At 72.0% G+C, this 19,316-nt stretch carries 14 protein-coding genes; 7 read left to right on the forward strand and 7 right to left on the reverse strand.

The genetic code is table 11. The features are described 5' to 3' along the window. Positions 1-27: 27 nt before the first annotated feature. The 4 genes from ACZ4Z3_RS05620 to ACZ4Z3_RS05635 form a co-directional block, all read right to left on the reverse strand. Entirely contained in the window at positions 28-681 is a 654-nt protein-coding gene (locus ACZ4Z3_RS05620; protein ID WP_468499812.1) for a DUF2567 domain-containing protein, read from the reverse strand. A 34-nt stretch (positions 682-715) separates the two neighbouring features. Then, the gene (locus tag ACZ4Z3_RS05625) at positions 716-1,540 is read right to left on the reverse strand and encodes an ABC transporter permease (protein WP_180303892.1); all 825 of its coding nucleotides are present in this window, start codon (positions 1,538-1,540) and stop codon (positions 716-718) included. Positions 1,541-1,646: 106 nt separating this feature from the next. Continuing rightward, positions 1,647-2,672, reverse strand: coding sequence for an ABC transporter ATP-binding protein (locus ACZ4Z3_RS05630; protein WP_468499813.1), 1,026 nt, complete (start codon positions 2,670-2,672; stop codon positions 1,647-1,649). A gap of 135 nt (positions 2,673-2,807) precedes the next feature. Continuing rightward, the gene (locus tag ACZ4Z3_RS05635) at positions 2,808-4,016 is read right to left on the reverse strand and encodes an NYN domain-containing protein (RefSeq protein ID WP_468499814.1); all 1,209 of its coding nucleotides are present in this window, start codon (positions 4,014-4,016) and stop codon (positions 2,808-2,810) included. Positions 4,017-4,259: 243 nt separating this feature from the next. Between ACZ4Z3_RS05635 and ACZ4Z3_RS05640 the strand changes: the two genes are divergently transcribed. Further along, positions 4,260-4,424 carry a hypothetical protein gene (locus tag ACZ4Z3_RS05640; RefSeq protein ID WP_468499815.1) on the forward strand — a complete coding sequence of 55 codons (165 nt, stop codon included), beginning with the start codon at positions 4,260-4,262 and terminating at the stop codon, positions 4,422-4,424. 106 nt (positions 4,425-4,530) lie between these two features. On the opposite strand, the gene dnaE is transcribed toward ACZ4Z3_RS05640, so the two are convergent. Continuing rightward, positions 4,531-8,070: a DNA polymerase III subunit alpha gene (gene dnaE / locus ACZ4Z3_RS05645; RefSeq protein WP_468499816.1), complete on the reverse strand. Its 3,540-nt coding sequence runs from the start codon at positions 8,068-8,070 to the stop codon at positions 4,531-4,533. Between the two features lie 228 nt (positions 8,071-8,298). Here dnaE and ACZ4Z3_RS05650 point away from each other — a divergent pair, with 228 nt between their 5' ends. From ACZ4Z3_RS05650 to ACZ4Z3_RS05660, 3 genes are all read left to right on the forward strand, one after another. Beyond that, entirely contained in the window at positions 8,299-9,648 is a 1,350-nt protein-coding gene (locus tag ACZ4Z3_RS05650) for a DUF2252 domain-containing protein (protein ID WP_468499817.1), read from the forward strand. Positions 9,649-9,733: 85 nt separating this feature from the next. Next, entirely contained in the window at positions 9,734-10,420 is a 687-nt protein-coding gene (locus ACZ4Z3_RS05655) for a hypothetical protein (protein WP_468499818.1), read from the forward strand. Positions 10,421-10,534: 114 nt separating this feature from the next. Beyond that, complete coding sequence (locus ACZ4Z3_RS05660) at positions 10,535-11,335, forward strand: DsbA family protein (RefSeq protein WP_468499819.1); 801 nt, start codon at positions 10,535-10,537, stop codon at positions 11,333-11,335. A 169-nt stretch (positions 11,336-11,504) separates the two neighbouring features. On the opposite strand, the gene ACZ4Z3_RS05665 is transcribed toward ACZ4Z3_RS05660, so the two are convergent. After that, on the reverse strand, positions 11,505-12,143 hold the full coding sequence (locus tag ACZ4Z3_RS05665; protein WP_468499820.1) for a hypothetical protein: 639 nt from the start codon (positions 12,141-12,143) through the stop codon (positions 11,505-11,507). Between the two features lie 214 nt (positions 12,144-12,357). Between ACZ4Z3_RS05665 and ACZ4Z3_RS05670 the strand changes: the two genes are divergently transcribed. Both ACZ4Z3_RS05670 and ACZ4Z3_RS05675 read left to right on the forward strand, forming a co-directional pair. Next, on the forward strand, positions 12,358-15,648 hold the full coding sequence (locus ACZ4Z3_RS05670; protein ID WP_468499821.1) for an AAA family ATPase: 3,291 nt from the start codon (positions 12,358-12,360) through the stop codon (positions 15,646-15,648). 157 nt (positions 15,649-15,805) lie between these two features. Continuing rightward, on the forward strand, positions 15,806-17,455 hold the full coding sequence (locus ACZ4Z3_RS05675; RefSeq protein ID WP_468500206.1) for an alkaline phosphatase D family protein: 1,650 nt from the start codon (positions 15,806-15,808) through the stop codon (positions 17,453-17,455). A 48-nt stretch (positions 17,456-17,503) separates the two neighbouring features. Here ACZ4Z3_RS05675 and ACZ4Z3_RS05680 read toward each other — a convergent pair whose 3' ends face one another. Further along, entirely contained in the window at positions 17,504-18,073 is a 570-nt protein-coding gene (locus ACZ4Z3_RS05680; RefSeq protein WP_468499822.1) for a dienelactone hydrolase family protein, read from the reverse strand. A 106-nt stretch (positions 18,074-18,179) separates the two neighbouring features. On the opposite strand from ACZ4Z3_RS05680, the gene ACZ4Z3_RS05685 reads away from it, so the two are divergent. Continuing rightward, positions 18,180-19,295: a mechanosensitive ion channel family protein gene (locus ACZ4Z3_RS05685; RefSeq protein ID WP_468499823.1), complete on the forward strand. Its 1,116-nt coding sequence runs from the start codon at positions 18,180-18,182 to the stop codon at positions 19,293-19,295. Positions 19,296-19,316: the final 21 nt, after the last annotated feature.

The following is a 19,316-nucleotide window of genomic DNA, read 5'->3' on the forward strand; positions in this document are numbered from 1 at the left end:
GCCGCCAACGAACCGCGCACCCCCGAGTCATTTGGCGCCCTCGTACTCCTCGAACCGCTCCGGATCCCGCGGCCCGAACAGCCCCGTCAACACCAGGTGCACCAACAGCCCCGCCAACGGCCACGCCAGCAACGCCCCCTTGGCCGCCAGCTTCAGCGGCGCCGAGAACGTCACCCCCCGGCCCGCTTCCTTCGCCCGTGCCACCACATCCGTGCCGGGCCCGAGCCACACCCCGAGCCGCCACGCCACGACCGCACCCAGCAGTCCGCCCACGGCGAGCGCCGCGACCAGCGGCACACCGCCGCGTCGGCGCGGGAGGAAGACGAGGAGCCCGCTCACCGCGCCCATGCCCAGCGCGAGCAGCGTGAACGTTCCGTCGACGCCGACGGCCTGCTCCCCCTCGGTGTCCTTGAAGTAGACCGCCGACCCGTCGGAGACGAGCGGCACGTGCGGGGCGAGCCACCACCACAGCACTCCGAGCAGCACCCCGCCGACCAGCGTCATGACCACCGTGACGACGGCGGCCTCCAGCAGCTCTCTCCGCAGCCCGGGCCCGGACGGCTCCTCCGGCTCGTGCCACCCGTGTCCCTCACCGTGTCCGTCGGTGGGCGGCGGTGCCCAGGGGTCGGTCGGCGGCTGGTGGTGCGGCTGCGGCGGAGGCGAAGAAAACGGTGCGGTCACTCTGACATCGTGCCAGGCGCGGCTGTGCGGCGCGTCACCGGACGGCGGCCCTGCGGTACGCCCAGGTGGCGACGGCGAGGGAGACGACACCGACGCCCGCGCACACGGCGAGGTCGCCGAGGACGAACGCCCAGTCGGGGTGCGGCCCGAAGGTCCGCGCGAAGGCCTCGACGCCGTAGGTGGAGGGCAGCAGATCGCGGGCGAACTGGATCAGGGCGGGCATCCGGTCGGCCGGGAGCACGCCCAGCAGCAGCGCCGCCGACATGCCGAGCTGACCGAGGACGGTGGCGAGTTCGGGGCGCGGGGCGAGCAGCCCCAGCGCGGCGCCGAGCCCGGCGAGGGCGGCCCCGGCGAGCGGGATCACCGCGGCGAGCACCCACAGGTGGGCCAGCGGCAGCCCGAACAGCACGCACCCGAACACGGCGGTGACGACGGTGCCCGGCACGGTGAACGACGCGTACGCGCCGGCGGCACCGAGGACGACGGCGGCCGGCGGCACCGGCAGGGTCGCGTAGTGGTCGAGGCCGCCACTGGAGCGCAGCTGCCCGAAGTACTGCGCCAGCAGGTTCAGCGCCACGAACGCGACGACCAGCACGGACGATCCGGCGACGACGGCCCGCGCCTCGGCTCCGCCGTCCACCACACCGCGCATCAAGATCATGATCCCGATCGACTGGAAGGTGGCGACGAACAGCAGCGGGATCCGCGCGACCCGCGCCCGGGAGAGCTGCGCCCGGTACACGGCGGCGAGGGAGGGCCACAGCCGGGCGCGGGGCCCCAGCTCGGCGGCCTCCCGCTCCGCACGCTCCTCGACTGCCAGGGCACTGCCCGGCAGTGCCTCGGCGGGTACGACACTCACGTCGAGCTGCTCCTTCGCGCTTCGGCTGTCGCCCATTCTCGTACGGCTGCGGCAGCCCTGGCGTTCACGTCGGTACCGGGCGCCGTCCGGCCCATGCCCGCGCCCCTCACGCCTTGACCAGGCCCTGTGCGTGGCCCGCGCTGCCGCCGAGCGCCAGGTAGACGTCCTCCAGGCTCGGTGTGGCGAGCGTGAAGTCGTCGAGCGCGACGAAGGCGGCGCCGCCGGTGACGGTGGCCACCACCGCGCGCGCCTCCTCCGGGGCGAGCCGCAGTGTCCAGCGGCGGCCGGACTCCACGGCCCTCGGCAGCAGGGCGGCGACCTCGGGCACGTCCAGCGGGGCCCGCTCGCGCCACACCAGGTCGACGCGGACCTCGCCGGCGACCTTCTCCTTCAGCCCGGCCGGGGTGTCGCAGGCGATGACCCGCCCCTGGTCGAGGACGGCGACCCGGTCGAGGACGGTCTCGGCCTCGATGACGTTGTGGGTGACCAGCAGGACGGTGGTGCCGGACTCGGCGCGCCGCCGGTCGACGGCCGCCCACACGGACCGCCGGGCCACGGGGTCCATGCCGCTGGTCGGCTCGTCCAGCACGAGCAGCGGGCGCTCGCCCACCAGCGCGGTGGCGAAACAGGCGAGCCGGCGCTGCCCTCCGGACAGTTTCTTCAGGGGCCGTGCGGCGAGGCAGCTCAGCCCGAGTTCGTCGAGGACGGCGTCCCGCTCGGCGCGCGCCCGCCGTACGTCGAGGCCGCGCAGCCGCCCGGTGGTCTCGGCGGCCAGCGCCACGGTCAGCTCGTCGAGCGCGGTCGACTCCTGGCCCAGGTAGGCGAGGATGCGCGCGGCCCGCTCCGGGTGGCGCACGATGTCGTGCCCGAGGATCTCGACGGTGCCGTCATCGGGCCGCATGAGCCCGGTCAGCTGCCGTACGAGGGTGGTCTTTCCGGCGCCGTTGGGCCCGAGCAGTCCGAAGATCTCGCCGCGCCGGACCTCCAGTCCGACCGCGTCGTTGGCCCGTACCTCGGGGGTTCCCGGCGTCCCGCGCCGTCCCCGGGTCGCCGGATACGTCTTGGTGAGGCCCCGCACGGCACACACGACATCCCCGTCATGCCGAACCGCCTGTGCCGAACGCGTACTCACGAGGGACGAGCCTACGGGGTCCCGGGGACCGAATCGTCTCCGGGGCACCCCTCCCGGGGCGCGGGGAACCGGGCGACACGCCGCGGTGAGCCCGTCGCCGCCGGCGAACGCGCAGGCCCGGGCGGTGCCGCGGGCTCACTCCCCGGCCGGTGCGTGCTCCGTGGCCGTCCGCACATCGATCTCGCGCCAGAACCCGGCCCGGATGGCGTACCGGTCGTGCTCGTCGATCTGGTCGTCCTTGTGCGCGAGCAGCCCGAACCGGGCCGCGTACCGCAGCAGCTCCCCGTCCACGCGGTGCGGCACCCGCGGGTACATCGCCGACAGCTTCTGCACATGGGACTGGTCGGTCAGCCGTGAGATCCACCGCCGGGCGAACACCTGTCCCACCTCGAAGGGGTCACCGCCGACCGTGGTGATGTCCTCCTCACGGTCGGCCCACCGCTGCTCCGCCGTGGTCAGCTGCGCCAGCGTCGGCATCGCCGCCGCCTCCGGCGGCTCCGCCGTGGCACCGGGCCGGTCCACCCACCCCTTGTCGGAGGACCAGCGCAGCGTGGCGGTCGCCGGGTGCTGCGCGGGGTGCGTGCCGGGTCCCCGCAGGGCGGCGAGGTCCTTCGGCGTCGGTACGCCCTTGGCGGCGGGCACCCGCTCGGCGGTCCCGTTGCGTCCCGCGGGGGCCTGCTCGGGCTCGGGCGCCGTCCGTTCCGCCGCGGCGAGGGCGGACTCCGGCAGCGGCGCCGACAGGATCGCGGCGATCTCCGGGCGGGGCACGGGAGGCGGCGCGCAGACCCCGCCGAGGTCCTTCGCCCGTACGGCCTTGGTGATCCACGCCCGGTCGAGGACGCGCCGCTCGTCGGCCTCGGCGACCAGGTCCTCGGACTGGTTGTAGTCCCCGTCGGCGGCCTGCACCGCCCACAGGTGCACGGCGACGCCGTGCTCCTTGGCCGCCATCATGCCCGGCAGGAGATCCCCGTCGCCGGTGACGAGGACGACGTCGGAGCAGGCCCGGTTGCGGGCCAGCTCGGTCAGCTCGGCGTGCATGGCGGCGTCCACGCCCTTCTGCGCCCAGCGCCCGTCGCTGCGGGTCAGCGCGCCGAGCCGGACGGTCACCCTGGGCATCACGCGCAGCCTGCGGTGCTCGGGCTGCGGTACGCGGTCGGGGGCGCCGTCGAACCAGTAGATGCGCAGCAGGGGGCGTTCGGTGTCGGCCTCGGCGCGTTCGCGCAGGCCCTGGATGAGGGCCGTGTGGTCGACGGTGATGCGGGAGCGGGAGGGTTCCCCGGCGAGGAGGCTGGCGGCCGCGCCGAGCAGATACCCGGCGTCCACCAGGACGATGCAGCGGTCCACTCGATCCACCCTCTTTCCGGGAGGTGTCCTTAGGGCTTCCTTCGAGTCTGCCCGACCGCGCGGAGGTTAACGGCCGGAACTGGATCATCGGCGTGGCGTATGCGCCGGTCGCGCCGCGCATCGCACCGCAGGTGCCGACAACGGTCGTCACGGACGGTGATTCCCTGACATGCGCGGCGTGTCGGGCTATGTGAATCTGGTCGCGGCCCTGGCCCCTAGATCACCCACGGGAGGCAGATCACCATGGCCAAGAACAAGAAGCAGGACCGTAAGCAGCCCCAGTCCGAGCGTGGTCAGCAGGAGGTACAGCCGTCCTCCATGGAGTCGGGCGCCGACCAGCCTGTCGCCTCGGTGACCCCCGGCGACATGGCCCGCAAGGGCCGGCAGAAGCGCTTCGGCCACAACTGACATCCGTGTGACGGGCTGATCGCAGCCCCATGGCACCGAGGGGCGCATCCGGAACTCCGGATGCGCCCCTCGCGCGCTCACGCCCCTGGGGTCCGCCGGGGCGGACTCAGCCGGCCAGGCAGGACGGACCGAGCAGTACCTTCAGGTCACCGAAGAGGGCCGGGTCCGGCTTCACCCGGTGTCGGTCGAGGCGGAGCACCGTGGTCTTGGTGGGCCCCTGGAGCCGGATGCGCACCTCGCTCTCGCCCTTGTGGTGGGTGAGGATCTCGCCGAGCCGGCTGACCATGGGCGGGGTCACCCGGGTGGCGGGGATGGTGAGGATCACGGGCGCGTTGGTGCCGGCGTTGGACAGGTCGGGGACCTGGAGCTCCATCGCGACGAGCCGGGGGACGTCCTCGCGCTTGTCGAGACGGCCCTTGACGAAGACGACGGCGTCCTCGACGAGCTGGGTCGAGACGAGCTGATAGGTCGCCGGGAAGAACATGCATTCGATGGAGCCGGCGAGGTCCTCGACGGTGGCGATGGCCCAGGCGTTGCCCTGCTTGGTCATCTTGCGCTGGAGGCCGGAGATGATGCCGCCGATGGTGACCACCGCGCCGTCCGCGTGCTCACCGCCGGTGAGCTGGGCGATGCCCGCGTCGGCCTTGTCGGACAGCACGTGCTCCAGGCCGAACAGCGGGTGGTCGGAGACATAGAGGCCGAGCATCTCCCGCTCCTGGGCGAGGAGGTAGGCCTTGTCCCACTCGTCGTCGGTGAACTGGACGTCGAGTCCGAAGCCGGGCTCGCTGCTCTGCTCCTCACCCATGCCGCCGAAGAGGTCGAACTGGCCCTCGGCCTCCTTGCGCTTGACCGCCACCACGTTGTCGATCATGGGTTCGAACTGGGCGGTGAGGCCCTTGCGGGTGTGGCCGAGGGTGTCGAAGGCACCGGCCTTGATCAGCGATTCCGTGGTGCGCTTGTTGCAGGCGGCGGCCTCGACCTTGTCCAGGTAGTCGGGGAAGGAGGCGTACTTCCCCTTCGCCTTGCGGGAGCGGATGATCGCGTCGACCACGTTGGTGCCGACGTTGCGCACGGCCTCCAGGCCGAACAGGATCACGTCGTCGCCCTGGGCGGCGAAGTTGTGCACCGACTCGTTGACGTTGGGCGGGAGCACCTTGATGCCCATGCGCCGGCACTCGTTCAGGTAGATCGCGGACTTGTCCTTGTCGTCCTTGACCGAGGTGAGGAGCGCGGCCATGTACTCGGCCGGGTGGTTCGCCTTGAGGTAGGCGGTCCAGTAGGAGACCAGTCCGTACGCGGCGGAGTGCGCCTTGTTGAAGGCGTAGCCGGCGAAGGGGACCAGCACGTCCCACAGGGCCTGGATGGCCTCGTCGCTGTAGCCGTTCTTCTGGGCGCCGGACTGGAAGATGGTGAAGTTCTTCGCCAGCTCGTCGGGCTTCTTCTTGCCCATGACGCGGCGGAGGATGTCGGCCTCGCCGAGCGAGTAGCCGGCGATGATCTGGGCGGCCTTCTGCACCTGCTCCTGGTAGACGATGAGGCCGTAGGTGACGTCCAGCACCTCCTTGAGCGGCGCCTCGAGCTCGGGGTGGATCGGCGTGATCTCCTGCTGCCCGTTCTTGCGCAGCGCGTAGTTCGTGTGGGAGTTCATGCCCATCGGGCCCGGGCGGTACAGGGCCGACACGGCGGAGATGTCTTCGAAGTTGTCGGGCTTCATCAGGCGCAGCAGGGAGCGCATGGGGCCGCCGTCGAACTGGAAGACGCCCAGGGTGTCGCCGCGCTGGAGCAGTTCGAAGGTCGTGGGGTCGTCCAGCGGCAGCGACAGCAGGTCGATGTCGATGCCCTTGTTGGACTTCACCATCTTGACGGCGTCGTCCATGATCGTCAGGTTGCGCAGGCCGAGGAAGTCCATCTTCAGCAGGCCGAGCGACTCGCAGCTCGGGTAGTCCCACTGGGTGATGGTCACGCCGTCGGTGTGCCTGACCCAGACGGGGACGTGCTCGGTGATGGTCTCGCTGGACATGATCACGCCGGCGGCGTGCACACCCATCTGCCGGACCAAACCCTCCACACCGCGGGCGGTGTCGATGACCTTCTTCACGTCCGGTTCGTTCTCGTACATCCCGCGGACCTCGCCGGCCTCGCTGTAGCGGGGGTGGCTGGGGTCGGTGATGCCGGAGAGCGGGATGCCCTTGCCGAGGACGTCGGCGGGCATGGCCTTGGTGATGCGGTCGCCCATCGCGTACGGGTAGCCCAGCACGCGCGCGGAGTCCTTGATCGCGTTCTTCGCCTTGATGGTGCCGTACGTGCCGATCATGGCGACCTTGTCGGCGCCGTACTTCTCGGTCACGTACCGGATCACCTCGACGCGCCTGCGCTCGTCGAAGTCGATGTCGACATCGGGCATCGAGATGCGCTCGGGGTTGAGGAACCGCTCGAAGATCAGGCCGTGCGGGATGGGGTCGAGGTCGGTGATGCCGAGGGCGTAGGCGACGATCGAACCGGCCGCGGAGCCTCGGCCGGGGCCGACCGCGATGCCCTGCTTCTTGGCCCACATGATGAAGTCGGCGACCACGAGGAAGTAGCCCGGGAAGCCCATCGAGATGATGGTGTCCATCTCGTACTCGACCTGCTTCATGCGGTCGTCCGGGATGCCGTCCGGGAACCGGCGGTGCATGCCGCGCATGGTCTCCTCGCGGAACCAGCTGACCTCCGTGTACCCCTCGGGGATGTCGAACTTGGGCATCAGGTCGCGCTTTTCGAACATGCCCTTGGTGTCGACCATCTCGGCGATCAGCAGGGTGTTGGCGCAGCCCTCCTGCCAGGCGTCCGAGGAGTCGATGGCGTACATCTCGTCCGTGGACTTCAGGTAGTAGCCGGTGCCGTCGAACTTGAAGCGGTCCGGGTCGGAGAGGTTCTTGCCGGTCTGGATGCACAGCAGGGCGTCGTGCGCGGTCGCCTCGTGGGCGTAGGTGTAGTGCGAGTCGTTGGTGACCAGCGGGGGGATGCCGAGCTTCTTGCCGATCTCCAGCAGGCCGTCACGGACCCGGTGCTCGATCTCGATGCCGTGGTCCATCAGCTCCAGGAAGTACCGGTCCTTGCCGAAGATGTCCTGGTACTCGGCGGCCGCCTTCAGCGCCTCGTCGTACTGGCCGAGGCGCAGCCGGGTCTGGAGCTCACCGGAGGGGCAGCCGGTGGAGGCGACGATCCCCTCGGACCACTTGGAGATGGTCTCCTTGTCCATACGGGGCCACTTCTGCAGCCAGCCCTCGGCGTAGGCGTCCGAGGAGAGGCGGAAGAGGTTGTGCAGGCCCGTCGAGTTCACCGCCCACATCGTCTTGTGGGTGTAACCACCGGAACCGGAGACGTCGTCGCGCTTCTGGTGCGGCTGGCCCCACTGGATCTTCCGCTTGTTCCGCCGGGACTCGGGGGCGACATAGGCCTCGATGCCGATGATCGGGGTGATCCCGGCCTTCTGCGCGGAGTGGAAGAAGTCGTACGCGCCGTGGAGGTTGCCGTGGTCGGACATCGCGATGTGGGTCATGCCCATCTCGTTGCACGCGTTGAACATGTCCTTGAGCCGCGCGGCACCGTCCAGCAGCGAGTACTGGGTGTGGACGTGCAGGTGCGTGAACGGCGGCTTTGACACGGCTTCGGCCTCCAGGGAGAACTGCGGACGACAGGGCGACGACGGGTCCCCGACGGGCTGCGGACAGTCTGGGGGACAGCGTCGAAGTCTATGCCTCGGCACTGACACGGCGAGGGCTCTCCCCCGTACCTTTCGTGAAGGAGTCGCGGGCACTCCCGCGCACCCCCGGACGTTGCCCAGGGGACGGACCAGCCGTCCCATTCCTCATGTACCAGGAGGCACCCAGCGATGTCGGTTCCGCAGCTCAGCGACGAGCGACGCGGCGAGGAGATCCTCGCCGTCTTCGACACCGCCTTCGGCCGGCTCCTGGCCGCCGACCCGGCCGCGTTCCGCGTCAAGTTCCGGAAGATGGCGGCCTCGGCCTTCGCGTTCTACCGGGGTACGGCGTGCCTCTTCTACCACGACCTGAGCGAGGCGAACTCCGGCTGGGGCGGCGGGGACGGCGACTGCGGCCCCTACCTGGACGAGCGCACCTCGCGCGTGTGGATCCACGGCGACCTGCACGCGGAGAACTTCGGCACGTACATGGACTCCACGGGCCGTCTGATCTTCAATGTGAACGACTTCGACGAGGCCTATGTCGGCCCCTTCACCTGGGACCTGAAGCGCTTCGCCGCCTCGGTGGCGCTCATCGGGTACGCGAAGGCGTTCAGCGACGAGCAGATCACGGACCTGGTGAACGTGTACGCGGCCGCCTACCGCGAGCGGATCCACGCGGTCGCGGCGGGCGCCAAGCGGGACGAGGTGCCGCCGTTCACCCTGGACACCGCGCAGGGCCCGCTGCTCGGGGCGCTGCGGGACGCGCGGTCGCTGACGCGTTTCGGGCTGCTCGACTCGATGACCGAGATCCGTGACTTCGAGCGCCGTTTCGCGCCCGGCGGCGGCTCCATCGAGCTGGACGCGGCCACGCGCTACAAGGTGCTGGCGGCCTTCGACGGCTATCTGGAGACGCTCCCGGAGTCCTCCCTGACCCGCCCCGACTCGTACCGGGTGAAGGACGTCGTGGGCCGCCGGGGCATCGGCATCGGCTCGGCGGGGCTGCCGTCGTACAACATCCTGCTGGAGGGCGCCACCGACGCCCTGGAGAACGATGTGGTGATCTACATCAAGCAGGCCCAGACCCCGGCCGTCTCCCGCCACATCACCGACGAGCGCATCCAGGACTACTTCCAGCACGAGGGCCACCGCACGGTGATCTCCCAGCGCGCCCTCCAGGCGCACGCCGACCCGTGGCTCGGCTGGACGGAACTGGACGGCGCGGGCCAGCTGGTCGCCGAGGTGTCGCCGTACGCGGTGGACCTGGACTGGGGCGACATCGACGACCCGGAGGAGGTCGCGGCGGTCGTCGCCGACCTCGGCCGGGCCACGGCGACGATGCACGCGGCGGCCGACGACCTCTCCGGCCAGTCCCTGGTGCCGTTCTCCACGGAGCGGGCCATCGACGCGGCGATCGCCGCCGACGAGGCGGGCTTCGCTCCCCTGCTGGTGGACTTCGCCCACCGCTACGGCGCACGCGCGCGTACGGACCACCAGATCTTCGTGGACCTGTTCCGCAATGGCCGGATCCCGGGTCTGTGACCGGCCGGATGCCGTGCCTGTAAGGGAGTGCACAGGCATCCTTTAGGGCTCCCTTACGGGGGTCCGTGGGACACTCTCCAGCGGTATGGACATATCCGGGACGCATCTCAGAGCCGTGCGCGCGGCGCTGTTCACGGCACTCGTCGTGACGCTCAGCACCGCGTCGCACGTCCTGCTGTCCCGGGCCCCGCTCCCGCTGGTCGCCGTGGCCGCGATCACCGCCGCCGTCTATGTCGTGGCGTACGCGCTGGCGGGCCGCCGTGAGCGCGGCTTCGGACGGATCGCCGCCGTGCTGATCCCGCTGGAGCTGGCGGCGGACACGGTGTTCACGACGGGTCAGCACGCCTGTTACGGCGAGGCGGGCGGACCGGTCACCGGTCCGCTGCGCCAGGTCGGTCTGGACGTGCTGTGCGCCGGAGGCGTCGGCGCCCCGCTGGCGCGCGTCACCGGTGACTCCGACCAGGCGGCCGCGCTGCTGTCGGGCGCGGGACCGGCCGCCGCCTGGCTGCTGCTCGCCGCGCACATCGGTGTGGGGCTGCTGGCCGCCGCCTGGCTGCGCCGGGGCGAGCGGGCGCTGGCCCAGCTCCTCGGCGCCGCCGTGGCCGCCGGTTTCCGGCCCCTGCTCCTCGCGGTCGCCGCGCTCACGCCGCGGTGGTCCCCGGTGAAGCAGCGGCCGACGCGCACCGCGCACCGCGGGTCCACCGCCCGCACCCTTCTCCTCGCCCACTCCCTGGGGCGGCGCGGACCGCCGTGCTCGGTCACCTTCGCGTGACCCCTCCGGGCGTTCGGTGAGCCACGGGCTCCCGAGCGCCGCCCAGCACGAGCAGTCCATCCACGTATCCCGCACACCGACGTGTGCGCGTTTTTTTCCAGGGAGTTCACCCACATGAGCAAGCGGAACAGCCAGACGGCGAAGTCGGCGGCGCGCGAGCGGCTGCGCCTGGAGCGCGAGCGTCAGGCCAAGCGCGCGAAGGTCAGGCGGCAGGCGATCGTGGCGGCCTCGGTCGTCGCGGTCCTCGCGGCGGCCGGCGGTATCGGCTACGCCGTCGTGCAGACCGGCAAGCCCACCAAGTGGGAGGCCGCCGCCGAGGCCACGGTGGTGAAGCCCGCCAACACCTCGGGCGAGAACGGCGCCACCGTCGTGATCGGCGACTCCAAGACCGACAACGTGGTCCACCTGTACGAGGACCCGCGCTGCCCCGCCTGCGCCCAGTTCGAGCAGACGGTCGGTGAGACGGTCGACAAGGGCATGGAGGACGGCGACTACAAGCTGTCCTTCACCCTCGGCACCTTCCTCGACGACAGGCTCAGCGGCGAGGGCTCGAAGAACGCGCTGAGCGCGCTGGGCGCCGCGCTGAACGTCAGCCCCGAGGCGTTCCTCGACTACAAGGCCGCGCTGTACTCCGCGAAGTACCACCCGGAGGAGACGACCGACAAGTTCGCCGACGACAGCTACCTGATCAAGGTGGCGAACACGGTGGACGCGCTGAAGAACAACAAGAAGTTCCAGGACGCCGTGGAGAAGGGCACCTACGACGCCTGGGCGATGAGGATGAGCAAGTCCTTCGACGACGCCAAGGGCGTCCAGTCGACCCCCACCATCAAGATCAACGACAAGACGGTCGGCAACCCGTCCTCGGTCGCCGACTGGGAGAAGTCCCTGAAGGACGCGGGCGTCACCAGGTAACGCCGGCGTCCGCGCCGTCCGCCGTGGGGCGGGCGGGTGTTCCCGGAGGCCGCCAGGAACACCCGCCCGCACGGCCCGCCCGCGGCACGGCGCCGGCGGAGGCAGAAGGCGCGGCAGAGTACCCGGCGAAGGGCGCGTCGGAGGGCCCGCCGCAGGCCGGCCGGCCGCGCTACGGGGCGATGTACGGCTTGACGCGCTTGCGGTAGTCCTCGGGGCGCACCTCGTTGTAGTACTTGTTCGCGTCCTCGCCCTTCGAGGTGAGGATGTAGTACGGGCACTCGTCGGACTCGGCCTTGCCGGTGTAGGTGTACTGCTCCTTGCCGGTGCGCGCCTCGACCACCCGCAGCCGGTACGTGGTGTTGTACGTCTTGATCTTCAGCGGCTTGCCGTCGGCCTCCATGTCGCACACCTTGCCGGTCGCGGTGGCCTTGGTGCGCTCGACGCAGACGACCAGTTCGGCCTTCTCCGGCTTGTCCATGTAGTCGAGGAACCAGCCCTTGGGGAAGTCGCCGTCCGAGGGCACGCTGCTCGTCCAGCCGTCGTCGTCGCCGTCGCTGCGCATGAGCTGCGCCGGGTGCACGGACTTCTTCGCTCGGTCGTAGGCCGGCAGTCCCTTGAAGCCGAGCCCGTCGGAGCAGACCCGCTCCAGGTCCTGGGTGGTCACCGGCACCTCGGGCGTGTCCGTCGCGGCCCCGCCCGACGACGACCCGCCGCCGCTGCCCGCTCCCGTGGACCCGGTGGACGACGAACACCCGCACAGGGCCACGCCCAGCACCCCGGCGACGGCCCACATCCGGGCACCCTGCATGACGACCTCCCAGCACGACGGTTGAAGCGGCAGGCAGGGCATGTTCCCCCCGGGTCATGCCCTGTCCCCCTGCCCTGCCGGTAGGAAGCGTGCCCCGGCGCCGGGCCCCCGGCCATCGGGGAAGATCCCCCATATAGTTGTGCGGCCCCTGTGAAGACGGGTACTAACCTGTACGCCTCGAAGGCGTATTCGACGCGGCGCAGGGAGCCTTGAGGTGTCGTCGTTCTCATCACTGTCGGCGCCCGCGCTGGTCGGCAGGGAGGCGGAGCGGGACCTACTGACCGCCGCCGTACGGGCGGCCCGCGAGGGGCGCGGCGCGTCGGTGTTCGTGCTCGGCGAGCCCGGCATCGGCAAGTCCCGGCTCGTCGAGGAGGCCGCGTCCGCCGCGGCGCTCGCCGGAGCACGCGTACTGCGCGGGCGGGCGGCGTCCGCCGGGCGCGCCGTGCCGCTGCGCCCGCTCGCGGAGGCCGTGTTCTCCGCGCTGCGCGGGGAGGGCGCTCCCTCGGACGGTGACCTCGGCCTCTACGAACCGCTGCTGTCCCGGCTGTGCGGGCTGGCGCCGGAGGACGGGGCGCCCCTGGTCGGTTACGCCGAGGCCGTGTTGAGGCTCCTGGCGGTGCTGGGCCGCGACGGCGGCTGTGTGCTGGTGCTGGAGGACCTGCACGACGCGGACGCCGACACCCTCGCCATCGTCGACTACCTGGCCGACAACCTCACCGGCCAACGGGCCGTCCTGCTGGCCACGTTGCGCGGCGAGCCCGGTCCCGCCCTCGACCTGGCCGAGGCCGCCGCGTCCCGCCGCACCGCCCGTTCGCTGCGGCTCGCTCGTCTCGGGCCGGCCGGCACCGCCGAGCTGGCCGCCCGCTGTCTCGGTCACGGCGACGCCGACGAGGTGCCCGCGGCCGTGCTGGAGCGGTTGCACGCGGTCTCCGAGGGCGTCCCGTTCGTGGTGGAGGAACTCCTGCGCGCCATGGTCGACGGCGGCAGCCTCGTCCGGGACGGCGCCTCCGGCTGGACGGTCACCGGTTCCCTGGACGCCGGGGTCCCGGCGACCGTCGCCGCCGCCGTCCTGCAACGCGTGGACCGGCTGGCGGCGCCCGGTGTGGCCCTCCTGGAGGCGGCGGCGGTCCTCGGCAGACGGTTCCCGGTGGACATCGCGGCGCGTGTCGCCGGCCTCGACCGCGCCACCGCGCTCACCCACCTCCGCCACGCGGCCCACGCCGACCTGGTCTCCGGCGGCTCCACGTCGGGCGAGCCCGGCTGGCACGCCTTCCGCCACGCGCTGACCGCCGACGCGATCGCCCACCGCCTCCTGCCGACCGAACGAGCCGCCCTCTGCCTCGCCGCCGCCGACGTGATCGAGTCGGTACGGGACGCGGCGGGACGGCTGCCGGGCGCTTCGGGGCGCACGGAGGACGAGGGCCCGCCCCATACGGACACGCGGTACCAGGGCACCCGCCACGCGGACACGCGGTACGGGGACACCGAGCACGAGGGCGCACGGCACGAGGGCCCGGACGACGAGGGCACCCGACACGCCGCAACACGACACGAGAGCGCACGACACGCCCGGACGCGGCACGAGGACGCGCGCCACACCGGGACGCGGCACGAGGACGCATGGCACACCGGCACGCGGCACGAGGACGCATGGCACGCCCGGACGCGGCGCGAGGGCGTTCCGCACGAGCCGCACGGGCTCATCGGTGGGGAGGCCGGGGACGATCTCGACCGACTGGCCGCCGAATTGTGTGTCGCCGGTGGCCGGCGGGCACGGGCGGCCGTCCTGCTCACCCGGGCCGGGCGGCAGGCCGTCGCGCGCGGCGCGCTGCTGACCGCGGTGGAACTCCTCGACCGGGGCCTGGAGTTGACCTCGGGCGCCCCGGACACCCCGCCCGAGGCCGTGGCCGGGCTGCTGGAGGAACTGCTCCGCACCCTGGTCCTCACCGGTGACGTCCGGCGCGTACCGGAGCTCGGGGACCGGCTGGACGACGTACTGACCGCGTCGGGCGCGCCGAACACCCGGCGGGTGGCGGGCTTCGTGACCCGGGCCAGGGCCGCGGCCACGGCACAGCAGTGGGAGGAGGGCCTGGCCACCGTACGGCGGGCGAGGGAACTGCTCGGCGACGACCCGGACCCCGGTTCGCGCGCCTCCCTGGACGCGGTCGCCGCCCACCTGGTCCTCAACTCCCGGCGCCCCGACCGGTTGGAGTCCGCCCGCGCCCTCGCCGAGGGAGCCGTCGCCACCGCCGAGGCGGTCGGACTGCCGGAGGTGAGCTGCAAGGCGCTGAACATGCTCGGCTACTGTCTGCGGCCCCAGAGCCTCGCCGAGGCGGAGGAGACGTTCACCCGCCTGGTGGCGACGGCCGAGGCCCATTCCCTGCCGGTGTGGCGCATCCGCGGTCTGCTGGAACTCGGTGTGCTCGACCGGCTCCGGTTCACCGGCACGGACCGTCTGACGGCCGCGCGGCGGGCGGCCGAGGAGACGGGCGCGACCCTCATGACGGCCTGGGCCGACATGCATCTGACGCTCGCCCATGTGCTGCGCGACGAACAGGATCGGGCGGTGGGGTCCGCCCGGCGGCTGCGGGAGACGGCCCGGCGGCTGCGGCTGCGCGAGGTGGAGCTGATCGGGGTCGGCGTGGACGGCGTCGTCGCCGCCGCGCTCGGTGAACGCGAGCGTCTCCAGAGCGCCCTGGACGCCCTGCGGAACGCGCTGGCCGGCCGGAGCGCGGGGGCCGTCTGGGGCTACGACACCTCCGTGTGGGGCTGGGCCCAGGGCATCTGCTCCCTGATGCGGGAGGAACACGACCGGGCGCTGGCCGAGTTCACGGAGGCGGACCACGTCATGCGGGCGCTGCCCAGCACCCGCGGGGTCGGCGGCTTCCTGGGGCCGTATCTGCTGCTGCGCACCCTGAAGGGCACGGTCGGCTGGGCGGAGCTGGAGGGTCCCGGCACGGACCGGCTCGCCCAGGTCCACTGGGACCGGCCCTTCGTCGGCTGGTCCCGTGCCGTGCTGCTGGGTCGTGAGGGCCGGGCCGCCGAGGCCGCGAAGTCCGCGGAGGAGGCCCTGGTCGGGACCGAGTCCATTCCCCTCGCCGCCCACCTGTGTCTGCGTCTGGGCGCCGGGGCGGCCCTCGCCGACGGCTGGGGCCGGCCGGTCGAATGGCTGCGCTCCGCCGAGCAGTTCTTCCACGACCGGGGTACCACCCGCGTGTCGGCTGCGTGCCGCGCGCTGCTGCGGGACGCGGGCTCCGCCGTGCCCCGGCGCCGCCAGGGCCACGACACGATCCCGGCGGAACTGCGGCGGACGGGGGTGACGGCCCGGGAGTACGAGGTGCTCCGGCTGCTCGGCCGCCGCTTCGGCAACCAGGAGATCGCCGAGCATCTCTTCCTCTCCCCGCGCACCGTCGAGAAGCACCTGGCGAGTCTGCGCAACCGCACCGGCTGCGCCGACCGGGCCGCGCTGATCGCCCTGGCCCGCAGGTACGCCGACGGACGGTGACCGGGCAGACCACCGACCAACAGGGCACCGCGATCTGAACATTGAGCGGATTTCACGTCATACGCCTTACCCAAACCGCTACTGATCAGTAATCTCATCCGCCGTGACCAGTCGCAGATCTCACTCCAACTCCGGTGTCCCCGCCGACCCCAGGGGCATGTCGCCCGCTCAGCCGGGCCTCTCCTCCTCCGCCCCGCGCCGCCGTACGGTCGTCAAGGCGGCCGCCGCGGGCGCCGTCCTCGCGGCCCCGCTGACCGCCGCGTTCCCCGCGAGCGCCGCCGACGCCCCCGCGTTCCTGCACGGTGTCGCCTCCGGCGATCCGCTGCCCGACGGTGTCCTGCTGTGGACCCGCGTGACACCCACCCCGGAGGCCATACCCGGCTCGGGGCTGGGCCCGGACGTCGAGGTCGGCTGGACCGTCGCTCTGGACAAGGCGTTCACGACGATCGTGGCCAAAGGTTCGGTCACCGCGACCGCCGACTCCGACCACACCGTGAAGGCGGACGTCCGCGGTCTCGCCCCGGCCACCGACTACTGGTTCCGCTTCTCGGCCGGCGGCACCGACTCGCCCGCCGCCCGCACCCGCACGGCCCCCGCCGCCGACGCCGCCCCGGCGGGGCTGCGCTTCGGAGTCGTCTCCTGCGCCAACTGGGAGGGCGGCCACTTCGCCGCCTACCGCCATCTGGCCGCCCGCGGCGACCTGGACGCCTGGATCCACCTCGGCGACTACATCTACGAGTACGGCACCGGCCAGTACGCCACCCGCGGCAAGGTCGTCCGACCGCACGCGCCGACCCACGAGATCGTCTCCCTCGCCGACTACCGCGTCCGGCACGCCCGTTACAAGACGGACCCCGACCTCCAGGCCCTGCACGCGGTCGCACCGGTCATCGCCATCTGGGACGACCACGAGATCGCCAACGACGCCTGGGCGGGCGGCGCCGAGAACCACACCGAGGGCACGGAGGGCTCCTGGGCGGCCCGTCAGTCGGCGGCCAAGCGGGCGTACTTCGAGTGGATGCCGGTGCGTCCGGCGATCGCCGGCACCACCTACCGTCGGCTGCGCTTCGGCAAGCTCGCCGACCTCTCGCTGCTCGACCTGCGCTCCTACCGCTCCCAGCAGGTGGGCGTGGGCAACGGCCAGGTCGACGACCCGAACCGTACGCTGACGGGCCGGGCCCAACTCGACTGGCTGAAGACGGGGCTGAAGTCCTCCGACACGACCTGGCGGCTGGTCGGCAACTCGGTGATGATCGCCCCGTTCGCGCTCGGCAACCTCACCGCCGATCTGCTCGGACCGCTGACGGAGCTGCTCGGTCTGCCGAAGGAGGGCCTCGCCCTCAACCCCGACCAGTGGGACGGCTACACCGACGACCGCCGTGAACTCCTCGCCCACCTGCGGGAGAACGCCATCCGCAACACGGTCTTCCTCACCGGCGACATCCACATGGCCTGGGCCAACGACGTGCCCGTCAACGCCGGTACCTACCCCCTGTCGGCGTCCGCGGCCACGGAGTTCGTCGTCACCTCGGTGACCTCGGACAACCTCGACGACCTCGTGAAGGTCCCCGAGGGCACCGTCTCCGCGGTGGCCTCCCCCCTGATCCGCGCCGCCAACCGGCACGTCCACTGGGTCGACACCGACCGGCACGGCTACGGAGTCCTCGACATCACCGCCGCGCGGGCGCAGATGGACTTCTACGTCCTGTCCGACCGGACGAAGCCCGACGCGCGGTCGTCGTGGGCGCGCTCGTACCGGACGCGCAGCGGGACGCAGAAGGTGGAGCGGACGTACGACCCGGTGTAGCCGGTGTGGTCCGCCCGCACCCCGGGGCCTCCGGGCGCGCTCCGGCCGTCAGAGGGTTTCGAGGAAGCCGAGTGCCACCCGCCAGGTGGCCTCGGCGGCCTCCTCGTCGTAGTCGGGCAGGTCGGAGTCGGTGTAGAGGTGGCCCGCGCCGGCGTAGCGGTAGACCTCCACGTCGGCGCCGGCCTTGCGCATCTGCAGGTACCAGGCGCTCAGCCAGTCGTCCGTCTCGAACGCGTCGGGCTCGGCCACGTGGAGCTGCACGGGCAGGCCGTCGACGGACGCGGTGGCCGCGATGTCCGACGTGCCGTGCAGGAGCAGCAGCCCGCGGGCCTTGGCGTCGCCCAGGGCCAGGGTCTGCGCGGTGGCGGCGCCGAGGGAGAACCCGGCGTAGACGAGCCCTCGCTCCGAGTAGGGCGCGGCGGCCAGGACGGCCCGCTTGAGCAACTCCTCCTTGCCCAGCTCCTCGTTGAAGGCCATGCCCTCCTCGACCGTGTCGAAGGTCCGTCCGTCGAAGAGGTCGGGGGTCCACACCTCGTGCCCGGCGGCCCGCAACCGGTCCGCGGCCCGGTGGACCGCTGGTCGCAGGCCGTAGGTCGAGTGGAACAGCATGATGTTCATGGGGCCATGGTGCCAGCCGGGTACGACAGCGGCTCGCGGCCCCGTACCCCGAGCGCGGCCGAAGTCACATGTTCATGACCCCGCGGGGGCGGTTACGTTCGAAGGCATGGAGAACCTACTCCGCCCACTGATCGTCATCGGTGGTTCGGTCGTCCTGACACTCGTCATCGGCTGGACCACCGACCTTCTGCTGCGCAAGGCGGACCAGCGGCACCACGAGACACCTCTGTGGGGCCTGCTGCGCCGCGGCCGCATCCCCTACCAGCTGGTCCTGTGCGCGGCCTTCCTCAGAGCGGCCTACGACGAGGCGCAGCTGCTGGAGCAGCACCGGACCACGATCGGCCGCGCCCTGACGCTGGTGCTGATCGGCGCCACGGCCTGGCTGGTGATCCGTATCGCCGCGGCGGTGGTGGAGACCTCGTACAGCAGGTACGCCCGCGTCCACCGCGATCCGGCCCGGGTGCGCCGGGTGCGGACCCAGGTGACGCTCATCATGCGGGTGGTCTCGGCGATCGTCGGTGTGGTCGCCGCCGCGGCCATGCTGCTGACCTTCCCGGCGATGCGGGCCGCGGGCGCCTCCCTGCTGGCCTCGGCGGGCCTCCTGGGCATCGTCGCCGGTATCGCCGCGCAGTCCACGCTGAGCAACCTGTTCGCGGGGCTCCAGATCGCCTTCGGTGACATGGTGCGCCTCGGGGACGTGGTCGTCGTGGAGGGCGAGTGGGGGACGGTCGACGAGATCACCCTCACGTTCCTCACCGTGCGGACCTGGGACGAGCGCCGGATCACGATGCCCGTGTCGTACTTCACCGCGAAGCCCTTCGAGAACTGGTCGCGCGGCGGCGCCCAGATGACCGGCACGGTCTTCCTGCACGTCGACCACGCCGCTCCGCTGCCCGCGATGCGGGAGAAGCTCCGCGACATCCTGCGGGAGTGCCCGGCGTGGGACGGCCGCCACTACGACCTGACGGTCACCGACTCGACGCCGTCGACGATGGAGGTCCGCGCCCTGGTCACCGCCAAGGACCCGGACGACCTGTGGACGGTCCGCGTCACGGTCCGCGAACAGCTGATCCGCTGGCTGACGGAGACCCACCCGTACGCCCTCCCGAGGGTCAACACGGCCGACGCGGTCCTGCCCCCGACCCACCCGCGTCCCGACGCCCACCTCCCGCGCCCCACCCGGTCCCGGGTCCATGAGCCACCGAGGTCGACGGGAAGGTGAGGCCGCGGGGTCACGGCAGAG

The organism is Streptomyces sp. NPDC030296 (assembly GCF_055572815.1).

What these genes read in the sequence shown, in the direction of transcription:
- ACZ4Z3_RS05640 (WP_468499815.1), top strand. Translation starts at nt 4,260, where the DNA reads ATGGCCAAGAACAAGAAGCAGGACCGTAAGCAGCCCCAGTCCGAGCGT.
- ACZ4Z3_RS05650 (WP_468499817.1), top strand. Translation starts at nt 8,299, where the DNA reads ATGTCGGTTCCGCAGCTCAGCGACGAGCGACGCGGCGAGGAGATCCTC.
- ACZ4Z3_RS05655 (WP_468499818.1), top strand. Translation starts at nt 9,734, where the DNA reads ATGGACATATCCGGGACGCATCTCAGAGCCGTGCGCGCGGCGCTGTTC.
- ACZ4Z3_RS05660 (WP_468499819.1), top strand. Translation starts at nt 10,535, where the DNA reads ATGAGCAAGCGGAACAGCCAGACGGCGAAGTCGGCGGCGCGCGAGCGG.
- ACZ4Z3_RS05665 (WP_468499820.1), bottom strand. Translation starts at nt 12,143, where the DNA reads ATGCAGGGTGCCCGGATGTGGGCCGTCGCCGGGGTGCTGGGCGTGGCC.
- ACZ4Z3_RS05675 (WP_468500206.1), top strand. Translation starts at nt 15,806, where the DNA reads ATGTCGCCCGCTCAGCCGGGCCTCTCCTCCTCCGCCCCGCGCCGCCGT.
- ACZ4Z3_RS05680 (WP_468499822.1), bottom strand. Translation starts at nt 18,073, where the DNA reads ATGAACATCATGCTGTTCCACTCGACCTACGGCCTGCGACCAGCGGTC.
- ACZ4Z3_RS05685 (WP_468499823.1), top strand. Translation starts at nt 18,180, where the DNA reads ATGGAGAACCTACTCCGCCCACTGATCGTCATCGGTGGTTCGGTCGTC.